This is a genomic window from Streptomyces sp. NPDC054796 (assembly GCF_053611545.1).
The window spans coordinates 1-21,498 of sequence record NZ_JBSHAO010000034.1; the positions used below are offsets into that span (position 1 = coordinate 1).

At 73.7% G+C, this 21,498-nt stretch carries 17 protein-coding genes; 7 read left to right on the forward strand and 10 right to left on the reverse strand.

The annotated features are described in order from the left end of the window. Positions 1-410 precede the first annotated feature (410 nt). Positions 411-1,007, reverse strand: a complete 597-nt coding sequence (locus ACWGJ2_RS25545) for a TetR/AcrR family transcriptional regulator (protein WP_453348555.1) — start codon at positions 1,005-1,007, stop codon at positions 411-413. A 72-nt stretch (positions 1,008-1,079) separates the two neighbouring features. Between ACWGJ2_RS25545 and ACWGJ2_RS25550 the strand changes: the two genes are divergently transcribed. Then, positions 1,080-1,916, forward strand: coding sequence for an NAD(P)H-binding protein (locus tag ACWGJ2_RS25550; protein ID WP_453348556.1), 837 nt, complete (start codon positions 1,080-1,082; stop codon positions 1,914-1,916). 77 nt (positions 1,917-1,993) lie between these two features. On the opposite strand, the gene ACWGJ2_RS25555 is transcribed toward ACWGJ2_RS25550, so the two are convergent. From ACWGJ2_RS25555 to ACWGJ2_RS25570, 4 genes are all read right to left on the reverse strand, one after another. Continuing rightward, positions 1,994-3,535, reverse strand: a complete 1,542-nt coding sequence (locus ACWGJ2_RS25555) for a hypothetical protein (protein ID WP_453348557.1) — start codon at positions 3,533-3,535, stop codon at positions 1,994-1,996. Positions 3,536-3,642: 107 nt separating this feature from the next. Beyond that, entirely contained in the window at positions 3,643-3,837 is a 195-nt protein-coding gene (locus tag ACWGJ2_RS25560; protein WP_453348558.1) for a hypothetical protein, read from the reverse strand. Between the two features lie 475 nt (positions 3,838-4,312). Further along, positions 4,313-5,755, reverse strand: coding sequence for an NADP-dependent phosphogluconate dehydrogenase (gene gndA, locus ACWGJ2_RS25565; protein ID WP_453348559.1), 1,443 nt, complete (start codon positions 5,753-5,755; stop codon positions 4,313-4,315). Between the two features lie 318 nt (positions 5,756-6,073). Next, positions 6,074-7,846 (reverse strand): hypothetical protein, encoded by a 1,773-nt coding sequence (locus ACWGJ2_RS25570; RefSeq protein WP_453348560.1) that lies wholly within the window; start codon positions 7,844-7,846, stop codon positions 6,074-6,076. Between the two features lie 275 nt (positions 7,847-8,121). Here ACWGJ2_RS25570 and ACWGJ2_RS25575 point away from each other — a divergent pair, with 275 nt between their 5' ends. The 3 genes from ACWGJ2_RS25575 to ACWGJ2_RS25585 all read left to right on the forward strand — a co-directional run bounded on the left by ACWGJ2_RS25575 (position 8,122) and on the right by ACWGJ2_RS25585 (position 11,754). Next, positions 8,122-9,036 carry a hypothetical protein gene (locus tag ACWGJ2_RS25575; RefSeq protein WP_453348561.1) on the forward strand — a complete coding sequence of 305 codons (915 nt, stop codon included), beginning with the start codon at positions 8,122-8,124 and terminating at the stop codon, positions 9,034-9,036. Between the two features lie 105 nt (positions 9,037-9,141). Next, complete coding sequence (locus ACWGJ2_RS25580) at positions 9,142-11,274, forward strand: FUSC family protein (protein ID WP_453348562.1); 2,133 nt, start codon at positions 9,142-9,144, stop codon at positions 11,272-11,274. Between the two features lie 138 nt (positions 11,275-11,412). Further along, entirely contained in the window at positions 11,413-11,754 is a 342-nt protein-coding gene (locus tag ACWGJ2_RS25585) for a VOC family protein (RefSeq protein WP_453348563.1), read from the forward strand. A gap of 66 nt (positions 11,755-11,820) precedes the next feature. Here the strand turns inward: ACWGJ2_RS25585 and ACWGJ2_RS25590 are convergent, their stop codons facing one another. From ACWGJ2_RS25590 to ACWGJ2_RS25605, 4 genes are all read right to left on the reverse strand, one after another. Further along, entirely contained in the window at positions 11,821-12,645 is an 825-nt protein-coding gene (locus ACWGJ2_RS25590; RefSeq protein ID WP_453348564.1) for an SAM-dependent methyltransferase, read from the reverse strand. Between the two features lie 123 nt (positions 12,646-12,768). Beyond that, the gene (locus ACWGJ2_RS25595; protein WP_453348565.1) at positions 12,769-13,878 is read right to left on the reverse strand and encodes a WD40/YVTN/BNR-like repeat-containing protein; all 1,110 of its coding nucleotides are present in this window, start codon (positions 13,876-13,878) and stop codon (positions 12,769-12,771) included. Positions 13,879-13,971: 93 nt separating this feature from the next. Beyond that, complete coding sequence (locus ACWGJ2_RS25600; RefSeq protein WP_453348632.1) at positions 13,972-15,390, reverse strand: FAD-dependent oxidoreductase; 1,419 nt, start codon at positions 15,388-15,390, stop codon at positions 13,972-13,974. A 160-nt stretch (positions 15,391-15,550) separates the two neighbouring features. Next, entirely contained in the window at positions 15,551-16,372 is an 822-nt protein-coding gene (locus ACWGJ2_RS25605; protein WP_453348566.1) for a DUF305 domain-containing protein, read from the reverse strand. 109 nt (positions 16,373-16,481) lie between these two features. Here ACWGJ2_RS25605 and ACWGJ2_RS25610 point away from each other — a divergent pair, with 109 nt between their 5' ends. Next, positions 16,482-17,963: an LVIVD repeat-containing protein gene (locus ACWGJ2_RS25610; protein WP_453348567.1), complete on the forward strand. Its 1,482-nt coding sequence runs from the start codon at positions 16,482-16,484 to the stop codon at positions 17,961-17,963. A gap of 55 nt (positions 17,964-18,018) precedes the next feature. Here ACWGJ2_RS25610 and ACWGJ2_RS25615 read toward each other — a convergent pair whose 3' ends face one another. Further along, a complete protein-coding gene (locus ACWGJ2_RS25615) occupies positions 18,019-18,756 on the reverse strand; it encodes a TetR/AcrR family transcriptional regulator (protein WP_453348568.1) in 738 nt (245 codons plus the stop codon). Positions 18,757-19,241: 485 nt separating this feature from the next. Between ACWGJ2_RS25615 and ACWGJ2_RS25620 the strand changes: the two genes are divergently transcribed. Beyond that, positions 19,242-20,444 (forward strand): cytochrome P450 family protein, encoded by a 1,203-nt coding sequence (locus tag ACWGJ2_RS25620; protein WP_453348569.1) that lies wholly within the window; start codon positions 19,242-19,244, stop codon positions 20,442-20,444. A 217-nt stretch (positions 20,445-20,661) separates the two neighbouring features. After that, positions 20,662-21,426 carry a DeoR/GlpR family DNA-binding transcription regulator gene (locus ACWGJ2_RS25625; RefSeq protein WP_453348570.1) on the forward strand — a complete coding sequence of 255 codons (765 nt, stop codon included), beginning with the start codon at positions 20,662-20,664 and terminating at the stop codon, positions 21,424-21,426. Positions 21,427-21,498: the final 72 nt, after the last annotated feature.

Below are 21,498 nucleotides of genomic sequence, written 5' to 3' on the forward strand. Positions count from 1 at the left end.
GTGCGGGGGTGGGGTGTCCCCGGGGGCGGCCACATGGGCGGGTATGTTTTCGGGGTTCCCCCCGGCACTCGTCCCCACCACTGGGGGGCACACCCCACCACGTCCCCTCCCGCCCGGTGGCCAACAGTAGGTCGGTGACCGCTTCGGTTGTTCCCATGCTGTGGGCCCGCACCTGGCGGTACGGGCTCAGCCCCCACTGTTGTGGGCAGGCGAGGGGGCGCCTCCCAGCGGTAGCTGGGGGAGGGTGGGCACAATCCGGCCCCGGGCCGCAGCCCCGCAACGAAACCCCGAGGGGCACCGGCGGAGCGTACTCCTGGGAAGGGTGCTGGACGGGTCGACGGCCTCGCCGCGAGGACCGCTTCACGCACTGACCTCCCGCCCGCCGGCCGGTGCGGGAACTTGCCGCCTGCCTACGCGGAACCCCGGGACGGTTCCAACCCCTTCAGCCAGGCGGTGAGGCGCCGCACCTCACGCGTCATGATCTCCGGATCGCGCAGCGCGTTGGCCAGCACCGACATGCCCTGATAGGCGCCGACCAGGGTCACCGCCAGGTCCGCCGCGTCCGGCCGCCCCATGGCGTCGAACTGTGCTTCCACCCAGTCGAGCAGCAGCTTGATGACCCGTCCGGCCTCGACGTCGAGGCCACCCTCGTCGCGCTTGTCGAGCTCGGCGGCCAGGGTGCCGGTCGGGCATCCGTAACGGGCGGCCCGCTCTTTCTGGCCGAGCCAGCCGGTGACGAGACGCAGGAGCCGCTCACGGGGGTCGTCGAGCCGGTCCAGCTCGGCGGCCAGCTCCCGGAAACCTCTCGCCTGTTCGGAGATGGCGGCGCCGACCAGCTCGTCCTTGGTCTTGAAGTAGTAGTACACGTTCCCCACCGGCACGTCCGCCGCCCGGGCGATGTCGGCGATCGTGGTCCGCCCCGCGCCCTGCTCGTGCACGACGCGCGCGGCCGCCTCCATGAGCCGCTGCCGCTTGGCCGAGGCGGCCCTCAGTCGAGAGTCAGTCACCCGACTGAGTCTATGCTAGGTTCGTCTTAGTTAGTCAGCTAACTCACTCGACCTTCCCTGGGGGGATGTCATATGTACGTCGTCACTGGTGCCACCGGAAACGTCGGACGCACCCTGGTCCGGTTACTGACCGCGACGGGCGCCGAGGTCACCGCGGTCAGCCGGAACATCACCGAAGTCCCCGCGGGGGCCCGGGCCCTGCGGGCCGATCTGTCGGAGCCCGGCACTCTGAAGGAGGTCTTCGGCGAGGCGGAGGCCGTCTTTCTCCTCGCCGCAGGCGATCTGCTCACTCAGCAGGCGAAGCTCGACGAGATCGTCGCCGCGGCGAGCGGCTCGGGCCGGATCGTCGCACTGTCCTCCCAGGCGGTCGTCACCCGGCCGGATTCGCCGTACCACGGCGGCCTGGTCAGCGGATTCGAACGCGCCGTCAAGGGCTCGGGTGCGCAGTGGACGCTGCTCCGTCCGGGCGGGTTCGCGTCCAACGCCTTCGCCTGGGCCGGGTCGATCCGCGCGAACCGCACCCTGTTCGCACCGTTCGGCGACGTGGGCCTGCCGATCATCGACCCCGACGACATCGCGGCGGTCGCCGCCGCGGCGATGCTGGAGCCCGGCCATGCCGGTGAGAGCTACGTGCTCACCGGGCCCGAACCGGTGTCGCCCCGTCAGATGGCCGCGGCCATCGGTGGCGTGCTGGGCGAGCGGGTCGAGTTCGTCGAGCAGACCAGGGAAGAAGCACGAGGCCAGCTGCTCACCTTCATGCCCGGACCGGTCGCGGACGCCACCCTGGACATCCTGGGCTCGCCCACGCCGGGCGAGCGGGCAGTGAGCCCGGACGTGGCACGCGTGCTCGGCCGCTCCGCCGGAACGTTCGCCCGGTGGGCCGAGCGCAATGCGGCGGCCTTCCGCTGAACCCGTCGTACCCGCTGCCTTGGGCGTGCCGGTGAACTCCGGCACGCCCGGGCCGGCCACCGAGTCACCGGCACCTCCTAGGCCCGTCCCGTCGCGGCCCTCTCGGGGAGGAGGGCCTGGACGGCGGCGCGTTCGGCCTCGCTCGAGGTCTCGTCGTACGGGTCGGGCGTCGCCGGGACCTGGAGGCGCAGAACGGGTCCCGTGCCCAGGCGGACGAGGCCGCGCCCCGGTGGCGTGTCGTACGCCGGGGCGGAGCGCGGGGGTTCGCCCAGGACCGCGCGGGTCTCCTCGCGGGAGGCGGGCCCGAGCACGACGCGTGCCCGCGTGTACGTGCGCACCGCCTGCCCCAGCCCCTCCACGCACTCGAACTGCTCCGCCACCGCCACCGTCACCCGCGCCGCGCGCCCGTGCCGCAGCGGCACCTGGAGGAGGTCCTGCGGATCCCGGCGGCCCTCGGCCGCGGCGAGGTGGCTGAGGACGGCGGGCCGGTCGAGGACGATCCACAGGGGGCGCCGCAGGTCGTACGGCACCGCGCGGCCCACCTGGCGTGCCCGGCTGGCGGACATCAGCCGCCGTTCCGTCTCGTGCACCGCCCACTCCAGCGAGGCGAGCGCCCCCACCAGCGAGGATTCGACGGCGAGCACCCCCGAGCGGCCCATGAGGCAGGCGTACTCCCCGGCGCCGCTGCCGTCCACGACCAGGACGTCCCCGTGCTCCAGCGCCTGAAGGACCACGGAGCGCAGCAGGGTGCTCGTGCCGGAGCCCGGTACTCCGACGGCGAGCAGGTGTGACTCCGTCGAGCGCGCCCCCGTACGCCAGATCACGGGCGGGACGTCGCGGGTGCCCTCGTCGTCGGCCACGGGCACGGTCAGCGGGACCGCCTCCGGGTCGGTGAAGCCGAGCAGCACCTCGCCGGGGCCTGTCACGAAGCGCTGGGCGTGGATGCCCGAGGGGAGGGGGCCCAGGACGGACATCTCCAGCCGGTTCCGCTCCTCGTCCCAGCAGAAGTGGTATTCGCGCCCGCGCCCCGACTTGGCGCTCAGCAACTGCTCGACGCGCAGCCGCTCCTCGGGCTCGCCGTCCCTGAAGTGGGCGGGGTAGCGCAGCAGCAGGCGCGCGATGCGGCCCTCGTCGGTGAACTCGAACTCCTCGAAGACGCGCGCCCATTCGCCGTTGTGCGTGTAGAGGGGGTCGGGGTGCGGGTCGTCGGGGACGGCGAAGTACGGGACCAGCGCCTCGTACACCGCCTCCAGGCGCGCCGTCTCCTCCTCGTCCGGGCCTGCTTCGGTGCCGGCCGCGCCGTGTCCGCGCCCGTACCAGGCCGCGGCGCCCACGACGCCCACGAGGGCGAGCGCGGGCCCGTACGGCATCAGTCCCACGACGATCACGCAGACGGCGCTCACGAACAGCGCGGGCCCCCTGCGGTCCCTCGGTGTGCGGTCCCACCAGGACCGCGCCATCACCGCCAGTCGGCCGACGCCGCGGCCGAGTGTGATCAAGGGATGCAGTATGTCCAGCACCCCGTCGGCACCCGCCCGTACGGCCTCACGGCTCCGGTCGAGCGACGACAGCGACGACTCCGTTCCACCCCCGGGGCGGGGAAGCGGCCAGCGCCCCACGCGAACCTCCTCCGGACGGTCTGTGCCGCCCGAACCGCGGACCCGGGCCGTGGGAGACCCGGGTCGTCAGTGTCCGAAAGAAACCGAGGTTTCGGCGTGTCCGAACCTCAGAAATTGAGTCCGCCGAGCAGTCCCGCCAGGCTCTCGCCTCCCGCCTTGATGCTGGGGGCGATCGCCGTACCGGCCAGATAGAAGCCGAAGAGCGCGGAGACCGCGGCGTGGGTCGGCTTGAGGCCGTCCTTCCGGAAGAAGAGGAAGACGATGGTGCCCAGAAGGACGACACCGGAGATGGACAGGATCACGGGGCACTCCTGATGTAGGGGACAGTCACCATGAGCGCTTCCAGCTTCACAGAAAGTATCAATGGGGAGAAACTGGCAAATGGGTGAAAAGCGCCAAAGGGGTCGTGGTGTGTCCCCTCCCGTTGGAGGCCAGGAGGCCCCCAACGAGCCCTGATCCAGGGGGAGTCAGTCCGTCATCGGACCGGGCTTCGGCGGCGCCGGAGGCTCCGGATCCGGTCCTGGCTGAGGTGGCGCCGGAGGGACGGGGTCCGGCTCGGGCTGCGGCGGAGCCGGGGGAGGAGTGGGCGGCACGGGGTCGGGTGGCGGCCCAGGAACGGGTCCTGGCGCGGGTCCTGGCTCGGGTCCGCCGGGTCCCGGCGGCGCTGGTGTGGGTGTGGGAGGTACGGGATCGGGCGGTGGGGTGGTCATGCCACGCCTCCTTCGCTGATCGTTGCGTTCCGCGGCGCTTCCGCGCCGCCTTGCGGCTTGCCGGTCCTCAGTCGGCCCCGACCTCCCCGCGGTCCTCGCCCCAGAGGGTGTGGAAGACGCCCTCCCGGTCGGCGCGGCGGTAGGTGTGGGCGCCGAAGTAGTCGCGCTGCGCCTGGGTGAGGGCCGCGGGCAGGCGTCCGGCGCGCAGCGCGTCGTAGTAGGCCAGCGCGGCGGCGAAGCCCGGCACGGCCACACCCCGGTGGGTGGCCGTGGCGACGACCGAGCGCCAGGCGGACTGCGCCTCGCCGATCTCCTTGGCGAACTCCGCGTCGGCCAGCAGCGTCGGCAGCCCGGGGTCGGCGGCGAACGCGTTGCGCACGCGGTCGAGGAAGGCGGCACGGATGATGCAGCCCGCGCGCCAGATGGCGGCGACCGCGCCGGGCGCGATGTCCCAGTCGTACTCCTCGCTCGCCTTCTGGATCATGTTCCAGCCCTGCGCGTACGAGACCAGCTTCGACGCGTACAGCGCCTGCTCGACCTGGTCGGCGAACTGTTCCGCGTCCGCCCCCTCCAGCGCCGGGGCGTTCGGGCCCGGTAGCCCCGCGCACGCCTCGCGCAGCTCCGCGTGGCCCGAGAGCGAGCGGGCGAAGACCGCCTCCGCGATGCCGGAGACGGGAACGCCCAGGTCGAGCGCCGTCTGCACGGTCCAGCGGCCCGTGCCCTTCTGCTCGGCCTGGTCCAGGACGACGTCCACGAAGGGCTTGCCGGTCTCCGCGTCCGTGTGGGACAGCACCTCGGCCGTGATCTCGATCAGATAGGAGTCGAGGCGGCCCTCGTTCCAGCGGCGGAAGATGTCGGCGATCTCGGCGGGCGCGTAGCCGCCGACGCCGCGCAGCAGCTCGTACGCCTCGCCGATGAGCTGCATGTCCGCGTACTCGATGCCGTTGTGCACCATCTTCACGAAGTGGCCCGCGCCGTCGGGGCCGATGTGGGTGGTGCACGGGACGCCGTCGGGCGCCTTCGCCGCGATGCTCTCCAGCAGGGGCCGCAGCGCCTCGTACGCCTCCGGGGGCCCGCCCGGCATGATGCTCGGACCGTGCAGCGCGCCCTCCTCGCCGCCGGAGATGCCGGCGCCGACGAAGTGGAGGCCCCGCTCGCGCAGCGCCTTCTCGCGGCGGCGGGTGTCCTCGAAGTGGGCGTTGCCGCCGTCGATGATGACGTCGCCCTCCTCCAGCAGCGGCGCGAACTCGTCGATCACCGCGTCCGTGGGGCCGCCCGCCTTGACCATGACGACGAGCCGCCGCGGGCGTTCCAGCGCGGCCACGAACTCCTCGGCCGACTCGGCGGGGACGAACGTGCCCTCGTCGCCGAAGTCCTCCACCAGGGAGCGGGTCTTGGCGGCGGTGCGGTTGTGGACCGCCACGGAGTAGCCGTTGCGGGCGAAGTTCCGGGCGAGGTTGCGGCCCATGACAGCGAGGCCGGTGACGCCGATCTGTGCGGTGGTGCTCATGCGTTCTCTCCAGGCGGTGGGCGGTCCGGGCGGGGCACGGCGGGCCCGCTGACGTCGCGGGTAACCGGCGTTCCGGCGATGACACGTCTGCCGTACCCGACACATGATGGTCCGCCCGGTGGCGGAGTGCGCGTCGGAGGAGAGGATCCGTACGGGTGGCGCGTGACGGGCGCCCTGGCGCGTCGTCCGCGCGGCGGGGCTCTGGTCCGAGGTGCGGACGGCTGGCTTCCGCGGCCGGAATTCAGCGGAAACGGTGAATTCCGGTGACGCGGGGTGACGGGCGTGTGGTGAGAGCGGCGGCGGTGGGGGACGGGCGGCTCAGGGGCGCCGCTGCGCCGCCTCCCCGACCAGCAGGTTCAGGCGCCCCTGTACGTCCTCCACGGCACCCGGCTTGCCACCAGGCACGCGCTGGCGCAACGGCGCCAGTTCCAGGCCCAGTTCACGCGCCGTGCCCGGGTCGTCGATGAGGTGCCAGCAGTGGTGGGCGCGGTCGACGGCGTTGGCCACCTCGGTCTGCTCGGGGCGCTGGCCCGCCATCAGGCGCGTCGAGGCGACCACCATCCACAGCGAGCAGGACCGGTCCGGCTCCCCGGCAAGCCGCGCGAGGTCCGCCCTGACCTCCACCCAGTGGATCGCCTCGGCCGAGTCGGGGCCGTGGGCGCGCAGTGCCGCCTGTTCCCAGGCCGCGGCCATGGCGGCGGCCTGGCTGTGGTGCCCCGCGCGGGCCGCCTCGAAGATCGCCGCATGCGGGTCCTCGGGCTCCTCCGGTTCCGGGTCCGGTTCCGGCCGGGCCTGGGGCAGCGGCTGCGCGACGGGCGGCGGGCCCGGGGGCATCGGGGGCAGCGGAGGCAGTGGGGGCATCGCCGGGAGGGGCGGCGAGGGCATGAGCGGGGGAGGGAGGGTGCCGACGGGGACTTCTCCGGTGCGGGGGCTGTCGTCGGGGGCCTCTTCGGGGCTCGGGTGGGCGGGCGCTTCGTCCGGGGCGTCCGTCGCGCCGGGGGAGCCTGTGTCCGTCGCGCCGGTCGTCCCGGACGCGCCCGACGCGCCCGACGCGCCCGACGTGTCCGCCGTGCCTACGGGGCTCGACGTGCCGGCCGTGCCTACAGGGCTTGATGCGTCGGCGTCCGCTTCCGGAGGCGGGCCGGTGAAGGAGTCCTGGCCGGGGCCGCTCGCGCCGGGCAGGCCGGTCTCCGTTCCGGTTCCGGTCCCGGAGCCGTTGCCGTAGTTGCCGTACGGGAACCCGCCGGGCGCGGTTCCGGCGGCTCCGTTCACGGACGCGTCGTCGCCAGGGTGCCCTTGGCCGGGAAGGGGCACGGGCATGGGTGCGACCGTGCCCGCACCCGGCAGCCCGGCCGCGTCGGGGAAGCCGCCCCCATGGACGAGCCCGTTCCCGTAGGGGTGCCCGTTCCCGTGCGGGAGGCCGACCTCGTGGGGTGCGCCGCCCAGCAGCAGTTCCTGTCCCGTCAGCCGCGCGTCCGCCACCGCCGCCTCGTGCAGCGGCCCGAGCGGCGGGCGCTCGGCCAGCCCGCGCAGGAGCGAGGCGAGCGCCTGGCTGTAGCGGGGCGTGCGCGGAGTACGGCTCCGCTTCGGCGGTGGTGGCGCGACGGCGCCGTACAGCGCGAGGGAGGAGGCGAGCTGGTCAGGGCGGCGCGAGACGCTCGCCCACGCCGTCTCGTCCGCGACGAGGTCGGCGAAGACCGTCGTCGTCCCCTGCGGGCGGTACTGGAGTTCCGCGATCAGCCAGTGCCACGGAAGTGCCGTGTAGCGCGCGGCCTTCGGCGTCGTACGTGCGAGCGCGAGATGCGGAAGGCGCTGCTTCGCGTCGAGGACGAGCTGACCCGACAGATAGACGAGCAGCGGCCCTTGGTGCGCGGCGGCTGTGCGCAGGTGGGTGAGCACGGTCTGCGGGTCGTCCGGGTCGACGAGCTGGACGACGCTCGCCGTCGCGGTGCCCAGCAGCGTCGCGGGCGGCACGGCGGCGAGCGCGGGCAGCGCGTCGGCGGCGCTCACGGCCCGGTGCCTGGCGGGCGGAGACGCCGCTATCAGCAACGCGTATCCGTGCACCTGATCCTCCATCCCGCTGGTCGCCATGGCAGCACCGTAGCCGTTGACCTGTCCGTTCCGCTGACCCGCTCCCGTACGGAGGCCCGGAATCCGGCCCTCCGGCGCGTCGGCCCCGTGCGGCCGGGTGCGGTCCGGTGCGGCCGGGACGCGTGGGGCGGCGGTGGCTTCGCCGGTGTCCCCGGCGTACCCGGCGCGTCCCCGGGCCCTCCTTCCCGGCGCCCCCGGCACATCTCCACGAACCGCACACGCGTGGCACTCCTCGAACTGGCCAGGATCGCGGGGGACTTGCCTAGAGTCGGGGCATGGAGAATTACGCGCTGGAGGCGGGTGACGCCGCCACCTGGGGCAGCACCCTGGTGACCTTCGCCATGGCGTGTTTCGCGATCTGGCAGGGCGCGAGCCAGAAACGGGACTTGAAGCGCCAGAACGAGCTTCAGGCGGAGGCGTCACAGCTCCAGCGCCGTCAGATCGAGACGGCCGAACGCCGCACGCTGGTCATGGAGCAGATCCTCGCGCGGATGACGGGGCATTCCGACGCCGGCGTCAACGTCAACGGACAGCGGCCCCCCGCCGCCCCCGCCCCCGCCCCTGCCGCCGTGGACGAGCCGGACTTTCTGGCGGACTGGGACGTTCCGGAGGACGCGGACGCCGTGGACGACGCGGAGGTCGTGGAGGACGCCGAGGGTGTCGAGGGCGGCACCCTGGCTCTGCGCCGCCCCGGCGCATGGCCAGGACCCCCGCCTCCGGAGCAGCGGCCCGCCCCGCCCGGGGGCCCCGGCACGGGCTGGGGCTATCCGCAGGAACCCCCCGCTCCCGCCCCGTACGGCAGCGGCGCCCCTCCGGGAGCCATGCCGGGCCACGGCCGCGAGCGGCGGCGCAAGGACCCCCTGCGCCGGCCGCTGCCCCCGACGGAGCACTCCGTGCCCTCCCCTCTGCGGCTGGAGCGCCACGGTGACCACTCCTACGCGCTGCGCAACACCGGCGCCGCCGTGCTGACGGGGGTGCGCGTGAACCCCGTCGGGCTGCCCCGCGTCGTGCGCAACCTGCCCGAGGATGCCGTCGTGCGGCCGGGCGAGACGGTGGAATTTCTCATGGCGTCCTCCTCCCGCAGCCCCCTCCCCAAGGAGATCCGGGTGCGCTGGGACGGCCGGGCGGAAGAGGTGCCGCTGCCGGTCCCCGTCGAGGGCCGGGGCATGCGGAAGGACACATTCTGGTAACCCTCGCGCCGCTGTAAGGACAAACCGCGCGTTTACGGTGGAGGGACGCCGTCGGCCACAGCCGTCCGCCGGACCACTTCGTCATGCACCACTACGAGGAGGCCCGTGCTCCGCGCACTCGTCCGCCGCTCTCTCCGCTCCGCCGCTCGTCGCTCGCTCCGGTCCGCTCCGCCGTGGCTGGTCCATCCGCTGCGCTGGCAGCGGGCGCCCGTGCCCTGGCCCGCCGTCGGCCGTGGCGCGCTGAGCGCGGGGCCGCTGCTGGGCGTGGCCCTCGCCACGGGGCATCCGGGCGCCGGGGTGCTGGCGGGGATCGGCGCGATGCTCGCGGGCGTGAACGACCGGCCCGGCACGCGCCGCAAGGGCGCCGCGCACATCGGGCTGCCCGCGCTCGCGGGGGCCTCGGGGCTGCTGGCCGGTGCGCTGCTCGACGCGGTGGCGCCCACCTCGTGGTGGGCGGTGCCCCTGCTCTTCGCCGTCGGGCTCCTCTCCGGCGCGGTCAGCGTCAGCGGGCCCGTCTGGTCGGCGGCCGGGATGCAGATGCTCGTCGCGACGGCCGTGGGCGCTGGCATGCCCATGCCGGGCTCCCCCTGGTTCAAGGCCCTCTGCTTCCTGGGCGGCGCCTGCTGGCTGATGCTGCTGCGGCTCGTCCTGCGCCCGCCTCGGCCACGGGGCGGCGCGCTGGACGGGGAGCGCGCGGCCGTCGCCGCCGTCTTCGACGCCCTCGCCGACGCGCTCGACGCGGTCGGCGGGCCCGGCGCGGAAGGCGCCAGGCGACGGCTGACCGCGGCCCTCGACCGCGCCGACGAGGCCCTGCGCCTGCGCCGCCTGCTGCGCGTACCGGCGCTGCGCCTGCGGGCGCTGCGCGTGAGGATGCCGCGCATGGGGGTGCCGCGCGTGGGGGTGCCGCGCGTGCGGGGCCGGAGCACCACGGTCGGCGTGCGGGAGCGGCTGCTGGCCGAGCGCTTCGCCGCCGCCACCGCGCTGTGCGAGGCGAGCGTCGCGCTGCTGTGGGAGGCCCACGCGCTGCCCGCGCGGATCGCGGACGGGCCGAGGCGGCTGGCCGCCGCCATGCGTACGGGCGAGCCGCCGGGGCCGCTGCCCGCGCCCGTCCCCGAGACCACGGCGCGCAGCTCCTTCGACCGCGCGCTGCTCGACGCCGCCGTCGTCTTCGGCCGTACGGAGCCGCGCGACGGACCCGGCGAGGAGGCCGGACACCCCCACCACCCGCACTCGCACCCGCACGCGCTCGGCGCCTTCACGGGCAAGGGGAGGGGCCGGCACCGGCGCGGGGTCTTCGGGGCCGCGGGGCGCGCGTACGGGCTGCGGGTCGCCGTCTGCGTCTCGGCCAGCACCGTGGCCGCGCTGCTGCTGGGCACCGAGCACTGGTTCTGGCTCCCGGCCACGGCCGCCTTCCTCGTCAAGCCGGACATGGGGCCGCTGTTCTCGCGGGTCGTCAACCGCGTCGCGGGCACGGCCGTGGGCGTGCTCCTCTTCGCCGGGCTCACGGCCGTGGCGGACGGGCCGTGGTGGCCGGTGGCGGTCGCCGGGGCAGCGGGCGCGCTGATACCCGTCGCGACGCGGCACTTCGCGCTCCAGACGACCGTGGTCACGCTCATGGTCCTCGCGTTCCTCTTCACGGCGGGCGACACCCAGGCGGCGGCGCCCCGCCTCACGCACACGGCCATCGCCAGCGGCATCGTCCTGCTCGCGGGGCACCTGCCCCGGCTGCTGGCCCCCGGCACCCATGTCGGCCCCCGCTTCGCCGCCGCGCTGCGGCGTACGGAGGACTACGTGCGGCACGTCCTCGCCGTACGCGCGTCGCCCGTCGCGGCTCCGGGGGAGCCGGTGCGGCGGGCCGAGGGGAGCGAGGAGCGGATGGCGCTGCGGCGCGCGGCGTACCGGGCGCTGGGGGAGGCCCGCGCCATGGCGGAGATGGCCGCCTCGGAGTTCCCCTCACGGCGCGGCCCGACCCGTGACTGGCTCGCCGCCATGGCCATGGCGGAGCGCGTCGTGGACGCGGCGACGGCCTGCGCCGTACGCCTCGAACACGGCGCGCCCCGACCGGGGCGCGCGTACGCGGACCGGATCACGGACGCGCTCGCCGAGGCGGCGAAGGACGCGGACCGGCGCGTCGGGCGCGCGAGCGCGCTCCGCTCGGCGGCGGCCGAGGAGCGCGAGGCCCTCGCGCAGGTGGTCACCCGCCTGCACCACGTCGGGGAGGTCACGCCCGCGGCGTGACCTGGGGCGAGAGCTGGGACGCGAGCTGGGGCGTGTGAGCCGACCGGGCGGACGGCGGCACCGTTCCGATGAGTTTCCCGCGCCGCCGGGGTCGAGACTGGTGACACCAGGCCCCACACGTCACCCATGGAGCGCGACATGGCACAGGACCTTTTCGCGGGCATCCCCGTCGCCGACTACGCGGCGGCGCTCTCCTGGTACGAGCGGTTCTTCGGCAGGCAGCCCTCGTTCCTGCCGAACGACATCGAGGCGGTCTGGGAGGTGGCCGAGCACCGGTACGTCTATATCGTGCGTGACCAGGAACGGGCGGGAAACGCCCTGGTGCTGTCGTTCGTCGACGACATCGAGAACCGGGTCGCCGAGATCGCCCGCCGGGGCATCAAGCCCGAGCGCCGCGAGACGTACGAGGGCGGCGTGACCAAGGTGACCTACCGCGACGCGGACGGCAACGAGATCAGCCTCGGCGGCGGCCCCGACTGACACCACCCCGCACGCCGCGGGAGCCGCCGTTCGCCTCGCGCCCAGCCCCCACGGCTACGGCTACGGCTACCGCTTGCGTCCGATGCCGCCCAGCAAGGCCGATTCGACGGACGAGGGGGAGGCGAAGGGATCGGCAGCGTCCGGGCGCCAGCGGGGGCACGGCACCACGCCGGGCGGCACGAGGTCGAGGCCGTCGAGGAACCCGGCGATCTCCTCGGGCGTCCGCAGGTGGTACGGGACGGCCCCGCTGGCGTTGTACTGCTCCATGGCCCGCGCGTACGCCTCGTCCGTCGTCGAACCGTCCCGCACCGCCAGGTAACTGCCCGACGGGAGCCCGTCCATGAGGCGGCGCACGACGGAGCGGGCCTCGTCATAGCTGTCGACGTGGGCCAGGATGCCCATCAGCATGAGGCCGACGGGGCGGCTGAGGTCGAGCGTGCGTGCCGCGGCTTCGAGGATGGCGTCGGTGTCGCGGACATCGGCGCTGATGTAGTCCGTCGCGCCCTCGGGGGAGCTGGTCAGCAGCGCCTGGGCGTGGACGAGGACGAGCGGATCGTTGTCGACATAGACGATCCGGGAGTCCGGGGCCACCCGCTGGGCGACCTCGTGCGTGTTGTCGACGGTGGGCAGGCCCGTGCCCACGTCCAGGAACTGGCGGATGCCCGCCTCCCCCGCGAGATGGCGCACCGCCCGGCCGAGGAAGTACCGGCCGGTGCGGGCGAGTTCCGCGATCCCCGGGAAGGTCTCCAGGAAGCTGTCGCCCGCGGCGCGGTCGGCGTCGAAGTGGTCCTTGCCGCCCAGCCAGTACGTCCAGATCCGGGCGGAGTGCGGCACGGACGCGTCGATCGTCGGCGACGGGTGCGCGCCGGGGGCCGAAGGTTCGTCTGTCACGGCAAGCTCCTCGCGCGGGACGGCTGTTCGGGCTGACGGGTGACAACGTAGCCGCCGCCGCGCGGGGCGATGGACCGGGGTCCGGGTGCCCCCGGCGCGCACCCGTCAGGCCCGGCCGTCACCTCAGCCGATCACCGCCGCTCTGACGCACAGCACGTCCGGCAGGTGCCCGGCCAGTTGCCGCCAGCTGTCGCCCTCGTCCGCGCTGGCGAAGACCTCGCCGTTGCGGTTGCCGAAATAGATTCCGGCCGGGTCCGCGTCGTCCGTGCACAGGGCGTCACGCAGCACCGGGCCGTAGTGCGCGGACTCGGGGAGCCCTGTGGCGAGCGGCTGCCAGCTCGCGCCCGCGTCCTCGGTGCGGTGGACCCGGCACTGGTGCTCGGCCGGCACGCGGTCGATGTCCGCGTTGAGCGGGAAGATGTACGCCACTCCGCCACGGTGCGGGTGCGCGGCCACGGGGAAGCCGAAATCGGAGGGGAGGCTGTCGCCCACCGACTCCCAGGCGGTGCCGCCGTCGTCACTGCGGTACACGCCCCAGTGGTTCTGGAGATAGAGGCGGTCCGGATCGGCCGCGTCCCGCGCGACCTTGTGGACGCACTGCCCGTACTCGGGGAAGCGCTGGCTCTCGGGCAGGAAGGCCGCCTGCACCCCTCGGTTGCAGGGCTCCCAGCTCGCGCCGCCGTCCGCCGTGCGGTACGCGCCGCCCGTGGAGACGGCCACCGTCACCGCGCGCGCGTCACGGGGATCGACCAGGATCGTGTGCAGCCCGAGCCCGCCGCCGCCCGGCACCCAGTCCTTGCGGGTGGGGTGGTCCCACAGTTCTCTGACGAGCGTGAAGCTCTCGCCCCCGTCCCGCGAGACGAAGAGGGCGCCTGGCTCCGTGCCCGCGTACACCACATCGGGCTCGGACTCGCCGCCCGGCTGGAGCTGCCAGACGCGTTCCAGTGAGGTGCCCGTGTCCTGGGGGAACTTCACCGGGGCCTGTTTCGGCTCGGTCCAGGTGGCGCCGAGGTCGTCGGAGTGGAAGACCGACGGGCCCCAGTGCGCGCTGTCCCCGCCGACGAGGAGCCTCGGGCCGCCCGGGCGCCGACGGTCGATACCGACCGAATAGACCGCCTGGGCGTTGAAATGGGGCCCGTCGAATTCCCAGCCCTCCTTGTGCCGGTCACCGGCCGCCCTCCGAGCGAGGAACAGCCCTTTTCTCGTGCCTACCGCGAGCAGGATCTCGGTCATGTCTGACACCGCCTCCGGGACGCCTTTGTCTGAGGTACGGCAAAGTCTGCCCCTCGCCACTGACAATCGCCCCCGGCGCGGCGTCCGCGCAGCTCAGCGGGCGTGCCCGTGTCCGTGCGCCGCCGTCAGCAGCCCCTCCCAGTCGGGGATCTTGACGGTGGAACGGGACAGGCCGCGCCCCAGCGCCGCCTCGGCCTCCTCGATGCCGTGCCAGCCCGCCCACTCGACCGGGTCCTCGCCCAGGCGCCGCAGCACCTCCAGGGGGTCGGTCTCCCTGGGCCCCGTCGCACGCAGCAGTTCCCCGGCGTCGGCCAGCAGCGAGGTGACCGTCTCCTTGGCGCAGGGACGGTTGGTGCCGATCACGCCCGTCGGGCCGCGCTTGATCCACCCCGCCACGTACTCGCCGGGCGAGACGGCGCCCTCGCGCAGCACCCGGCCCCCGGTGTGCGGCACCGTCCCCGTCGCCGCGTCGAACGGGAGCCCCGGGAGCGGCACGCCCCGGTAGCCGACGGAGCGCAGCACGAGCTGGGCCTCGATGTCCTCCAGCGTGCCCGTGCCCCGTACGCCGCCCGAGCCGTCCGGCACCGTCCGCTCGAAGCGCACGGCCCTTACGGCTCCCGAGGCGTCGCCCAGGATCTCCACGGGGCGCAGATAGAAGCGCAGCTCGATCGCGCGCGTCCCGCCGCGCCCCCGCGCCTCCGGCCGCCGCCCGGACCACTCGCGCAGCACCGCGAGATTGCGCCGCGCGGCGGCGGGCAGCGGGGCCGGGTCGGCGAAGTACGGGTCGGGGGACAGCTCGTCGGCGCGGACGCGGACCTCCGTGCCCGCCAGGGCGCCCAGTTCGCGCAGCTCCTTGGTGGTGAACTTGGCCTGCGAGGGGCCGCGCCGCCCGACCATGGACACCCGCGCCAGGGTGCTCGCGGTCAGGCTGCGCAGGGCGCCCTCGGGCATGTCGGTGGGGCGCAGCTCGTCCGCCGCGCGGGCCAGTACGCGGGTGACGTCGACGGCGACGTTGCCCACGCCGATGACCACGGCCGAGCTGACGGGGAGCAGGAAGGCGTCCGGCGGCGAGTCCGGGTGCGCGCTGTACCAGGAGACGAACTCCGTCGCCGAGTGGCTGCCGGCCAGCTCCTCGCCGGGGATGCCGAGGTGCCGGTCGGTGGCGGCGCCGACGCAGTAGACCACCGCGTGGTACATCCGCAACAGCTCCGCCGGGCACAGGTGGTCACGCGAGCCTACCTCGACGTTGCCGAGGAACCGCACCCGGGGGTGCTCCAGCACCGTGCGCAGGTTGTTCTGGAGGGACTTGATCTTCTCGTGGTCCGGCGCCACGCCGTAGCGCACGAGGCCGTACGGACAGGGGAGCCGGTCCAGCACGTCCACCGCGACCGGCGGGCCCTCCTCCCGCGCCGCCAGGCCCTGCGCGGTGTAGACGCCGCTGGGGCCCGAGCCGACGACGGCGACGCGGAGCGTGCCGGGAGGCGTGTCGGTCCTGCGGGGTTCCGGGGGCACTGTGGACACGGCAGTGTTCCTTCCGCCGGGATTCCAGCATCGCACCGCACGGCGGCGGACGGGAGTGCCCGCGCGGCCCACGGGAACGCACCCTTCCCCTTGTGCCCCGTACCTCTCGACGGCCACACGCGCCCCGCGTCGAGCGGGCTCGCGCGCAAGCTCAGCGCAGCTTGCGCATCCGCTCGATCTCGGCCTTCTGCTGGGCGACGACGTCGGTCGCCATCTCCTCCACGCGCACGTCGTTGCCCGCCGACAGCAGATCGGTGGCCATCGTGACCGCGCCCTCATGGTGGGCGGTCATCAGGGAGAGGAACAGGGCGTCGAAGTCGTCGCCCCGTGCCGCGCGCAGGCGGTCGAGCTGGGCCTCGGTCGCCATGCCGGGCATCTTCGCGTGATCGTGGCCGTGGGCGTGGCCCTGGCGGTCGCTGTGCTGGTCGCCGTCGCCGCCGTCGTCCCCGTTGACCTTCAGCCAGCCGCGCATGGCGCCGATCTCGGGTTCCTGGGAGGCCGCCACACGTTCGGCGAGGCGGCGCACCTTCTTCGCCTCTGCGTGTTCGTCGGCCAGGCGCGTCATGGTCAGTGCCTGCTGGTGGTGCGCGATCATGTCGCGGACGTAGCGGAAGTCGGCGGTGTTGGGCTCGGTCTCCGCGCCGCCCGCCTGCTTCGCCTCGTCGGGGGAGAGCGTTTTCGCCTTCTCGCCGGGCCTGCCCGGCGCGACGACGGACTGCTCACCGCGGTTCCCCGCGCCCTCCGCGCCTTCGCGCTCCTGTCCGCTGTCGCAGGCGGCGAGGGCGGGGAGCGCCAGGGCGAGGGCCAGCGTCAGGAGGGCGGCGCCGAGCGTCTTCGCGCCGCGCCGGGGCCGGAACCGGAGCGGGAGCCGGGGCCGGGTGCCACCGCCGGTCCTGGCGGCGGCGCGGGGTCTCTCCCCGTGGCCGCCGCGTCCTCCGCGGCCTCCGGGGCGCGGTCCAGGGCCTTCGGTCACGCGGTCCTCCAGGAGCGCTCTGTTGTTATGTTCATGTTGAGCGTCATACTTCCCGCATCCGTGCACCGTCCAACCATGAACGGTGACCGGCGGATCAAGGAGGTACGCAGTGTCGTCGCACAGACCCTACGCAGGACGCGGACGGTTCGGTACGGGAGTGGCCGTCCTCGGATTGCTCGCCGCGCTCTTCGCCGCCTCTCCGGCGGCTGCCATTCCCGACCCGGGTGATTCCCCGCAACAGCGGGAGCGGGTGACCGAGCGGGACAGGGCCGAGACCGAGGCCGCGATCAGGAGCGGCGAGGTCCCCGGTGTGGACGAGGTCGTCCACAGCGACAACATCACTCATCTGAAGAACCTCCCCAAGGGCGCGCTCCAGGGCACCAACTCGGACCTGGCCTTCCAGGGGAAGTACGCCTTCGCGGGCAACTACGACGGGTTCACCGTCTACGACATCAGCCGTCCCGCGTCGCCCAAGGTCGTCAGCCAGGTGCTCTGCCCGGGCTCGCAGAACGACATATCGGTCTCCGGCAACCTGCTGTTCCTCTCCACCGACTCCTCCCGGAGTGACGACTCCTGCGCGAGTACGACGCAGCCCGCGACGGAGAAGGACTCCTGGGAGGGCATGAAGATCTTCGACATCAGCGACAAGCGGAACCCCGCCTATGTCGCCGCCGTCGAGACGGCCTGCGGCTCGCACACCCACACCCTGGTGCCCGAGCGCAAGAGCGTCTACGTCTACGTCTCCTCGTACTCCCCGAGCGAGACCTTCCCCGACTGCCGGCCGCCCCACGACGGCATCTCCGTCATCGAGGTGCCGCGCAAGTCGCCCGCCAAGGCGGCGGTCGTGGACTTCCCCGTGCTGTTCCCCGACGGGGGCTACGACGGTGATCCGGCCAAGCCCGGCAACAGCAAGACCACCGGCTGCCACGACATCACCGCGTTCCCGGAGAAGAAGATCGCCGCGGGTGCCTGCATGGGCGACGGCATCCTGCTGGACATCGAGGACCCCGAGGAGCCGCGCGTCATCGACCGGGTCCGTGACACCGAGAACTTCGCCTTCTGGCACTCGGCCACCTTCAGCCAGCGCGGCGACAAGGTCGTCTTCACCGACGAACTGGGCGGTGGCGGTGCCGCCACCTGCGACGCCAAGACCGGTGACCAGAAGGGCGCCGACGGCATCTACGACATCAAGGGCAAGGGCGACCGCAGCGAACTCGCCTTCCGCGCCTACTACAAGATCCCCCGTCACCAGGCGGAGACCGAGAACTGCGTGGCCCACAACGGCTCGCTGATCCCGGTCAAGGGCCGCGACATCATGGTCCAGGCGTGGTATCAGGGCGGCGTCTCGGTGTGGGACTTCACCAACTCGGCCAAGCCCAAGGAGATCGCCTACTTCGAGCGCGGGCCCCTGTCCGACACCACTCTCAAGACCGGCGGCGCCTGGTCCGCGTACTACTACAACGGCCACATCTACGCGAACGACATGGCCAAGGGCTTCGACGTCCTGCGCCTCGACGACAAGCGCACCGACGGCGCCAAGCGCGTACGCCTGGACGAGCTGAACGTCCAGACCCAGCCGTCCTACCGCTGACCGGACCGGGACCCACGCCGACCGGGCCTGCCGCTGACTGCTGAGCGGACCGGGCCTACCGCTGGCCGGGCAGCCTCTCGGGCACGCCCTCGGACAGCGGACCCGGCGCCGGGCCCGGACTCGGGCCCGGACCCGGTGCCGGTGACGCCGTCACGCGTTCCGGCAACTGCCGCGTCCCGCCGGGCGGAGTCTCCTCCGGCGGGACGCCCAGCTCCCAGTCCAGCCCGTAGCGCGCGAACAGTTCGGCCCGCAGCCGCGCGATCGGCATCGGAGCGCCGGGCAGCAGCACAGCCACCACGGCGCCCATCAGCAGGGCGCGCAGCAGCGGGTAGTCGGTGTCCGGGTCGGGGGAGCCGAAGCGGCGCACCGTGCGGTGCAGGAGGTGGGCGAGGCGCTGCTGTTCGTCGCACTGGACGAACCCCTCCTGCTGGAGGATCCCGGCCATATGGGCACGCATCAGGACGGGGCGGTCGCGGGCCAGGCCCAGGATCGCGTCGATGGCGCGGGCCAGCGACTCCCGTCCCGCCTGGGCCCCTTCGGGCTGCGGTGGGCGCTCCAGAGCCTCGTCCAGGGTGAGGTGCATCAGCCGGTGCACGGAGGACTGGAAGAGGTGGCGCTTGCCGGGGAAGTAGTACGAGATCAGGCCGCGCGCCGAGCCCGCGCGGTCGGCGATGTCCCCGAGCGTGGTCGCTTCGTAGCCGCGCTCACCGACGAGATCGACGGTCGCCTGGAGCAGGCGTTCGCGCGAGCGTCGGCGCAACTCTTCATTGACCGATGCGCTCCGAGGGGACATGCTGTAACTCCTGCGTTGACTGGCTCGCAGCCAATATACTCAGCGCCACTGTACTCAGCATGATTTCGGGCGCGCGCCTCTTTGTCGCGGCGCCCGGTGCGGGCCGCCGGTATGGGCGACGCGGGGGATCGCCCATACCGGTCACTTCTCGTGGCCCCGGCCCGGCGTTTCCCGTCGTCACGGCCCCCGCGCTCCTTCGTCGCCGACGGCCCGTTCCCGTTCGTCTCCGTGCGCGGCGCGTACGCCGGGCGGTTCGGCTGCCCGGCGGTGCACGCCCGGATCCGGCCGAAATGCTTCCGCTTAGCGTCCAGTGACGCGCTGTTCGTCCCTCCCGTCAAGACCGTTCACGGAGGGATCGGCGAAGCGCCGCCCGCCGTGAAAGTGTGGACTGCTCCCCACTTCTTGTTAGGCTCCGCCGTGACGGCAAAACGGGGACCTCTCCCCGCTTGTCCTCGCTCGCTTGCCCGCTTTCTCAGGAGCCCGCCATGCGCACCGACCGGATCACCCCGCTCACCACAGGCACCGACGGCTTCTTCGCCGACCCCTATCCCGTCTACCGGGCCCTGCGTGCCCAGGGCCCGGTCCAGCGCGTGCTGATGCCCGGCGGGGAAGCGGTCTGGATGGTCTTCGGACACGACGCCGTCCGCGCCGCGCTCGCCGACCCCAGGCTGCGCAACGACATCCGGCACTCCGCCGAGTTCGACAGCGACGGCGGTCACGCCATCGGCCGCAACATGCTCCAGGTCGACCCGCCCGACCACACGCGCCTGCGCACCCTCGTCTCCCGCCAGTTCACCGCGCGCCGCATCGAGGGCCTGCGCCCGCGCATCGCGCGCGTCGCCGCCGACCTCCTCGACGCCATGGAACCGGCGGGCCGCGCCGACCTCGTCGACGCCTACGCGTACCCGCTGCCGATCACCGTCATCTGCGAACTCCTCGGCGTGCCCGCGCCGGACCGCGACGCGTTCCGCGCCTGGTCGCGGGACATCGTCGCCTTCCACGACCAGGAGGCAGCGGCGGCGGCAGCCGTGGCCATGAGCGGCTACCTCACCGGGCTGATCGAGGAGAAGCGGCGCGCCGAGCCGGGCGAGGACGCCGACCTGCTGCACGCACTCGTCCGCGCCCACGACGAGGACGGCGACCGCCTCACCCCCGACGAACTCCTGGGCATGGCCTTCCTGCTGCTCGTCGCCGGGCACGAGACGACGGCCAACCTCCTCTCCAGCGCCGTCCACCTGCTGCTGCGCCACCCGGACCAGCTCGCCGCACTGCGCGCACGGGCGGCGCTGATGGAGGGCCTGGTCGAGGAGGCGCTGCGTTACGAGCCCACGTCGCAGATCGCCGCCTACCGCTACACGTCGGAGCCGCTGACCCTCGCGGGCACGCCGCTGCCGCGCGGCGAACGCGTCGTGCTCTGCCTGGCGGCGGCCAACCGCGACCCGGAGCGCTTCGAAGACCCCGACCGCTTCGACATCCACCGCGACCCGGCGGCGAACCGCGCCCACCTCGCCTTCAGCCACGGCATCCACCACTGCCTCGGCGCCCCGCTCGCCCGCCTCGAAGCCTCCGTCGCGCTGCCCGCGCTGCTGGAGCGCTTCCCCCGCCTCGCCGCCGACGAGGAGGCCCCGGCGCCCGAGTGGCGGCCCAGCCTGCTGCGCGGGCTGCGCACGCTCCCCGTCCGCTGGTGACCACGGAGCCGCCGGGCCCGCTGAACGCGGGAGCACACCGCCGACGGGTACGGGGGTCCCGTCGGCGGTGTGCGCATATGAGGGCCGATGGCGGACCAATCGCGCGGGCCGCAACACATCCGTAACTCCCTTCGCGCCCTGATCTCTTGACGCCGTGCGCGGCCCGTCGACAAGATTTTCCACATGCGCGCAGAAGAGTCCACGGAAACGGTCAACGGTGCTCCCCGCTGAGCGTCATCGCCGCATCCGGCTCACCCTCGCGCGACAACGCGTCGTCTCCACCGAGGAGTTGGCCCGCAGCCTGGAGGTCTCGCCCGAGACCGTCCGCCGGGACCTGGTGACCCTGGAGAGTCAGGGCGTCCTCGTACGGGTGCACGGCGGCGCCACCGGACCGCCCCCGGCCTCGGGCGAGGAGGCGTCCTTCGAGGAGCGCCTGGACACGGCGCGCGCGGCGAAGGAGGCCATCGGCGCCGCCGCCGCCGGTCTCGTACGGCCAGGGCAGACCGTGGTCATCGACATCGGCACCACGGCCCTGGAGGTCGCCAGGGCGCTCCCCGCCGACTTCCACGGCACCGTCGCCACCTGCTCCCTGCTGGCAGCGGCCGAACTCGCCGGACGGCCACGGGTCGAGGTGCTGGTCAGCGGCGGGCGGCTGCGGGCCGGGGACCTGGCCTGCTCCAGCGAGCGCGCCAGGGCGTTCTTCGCGGACATCAACGCGGATGTGGCCTTCCTCGGCTCCGGGGGCATCGAAGCGGAGCGCGGCCTCACCGACTTCCACCTCGACGAGATCGCCCCGCGGCGCGCGATCATCGCGGGCGCGGCGGCCAGCTATGTGCTCGCGGACGCGACGAAGTTCGGCCGCGTCGCGCCCCACCGGGTGTGCGGCCTCGGGGAACTCGGCGGCGTCATCACCGACGCGCCGCCGCCGAAGGGGCTCCGGTCGGCGGTGGAGCGGGCGGGGGGAGTGCTCATCGTCGGATAGCGCCCCATGACGTTCCCCGTCCCCGTCCCCGTCCCCGCCACGTCTCCCTCCCGTCCCCTTCCCCGCCTCCCC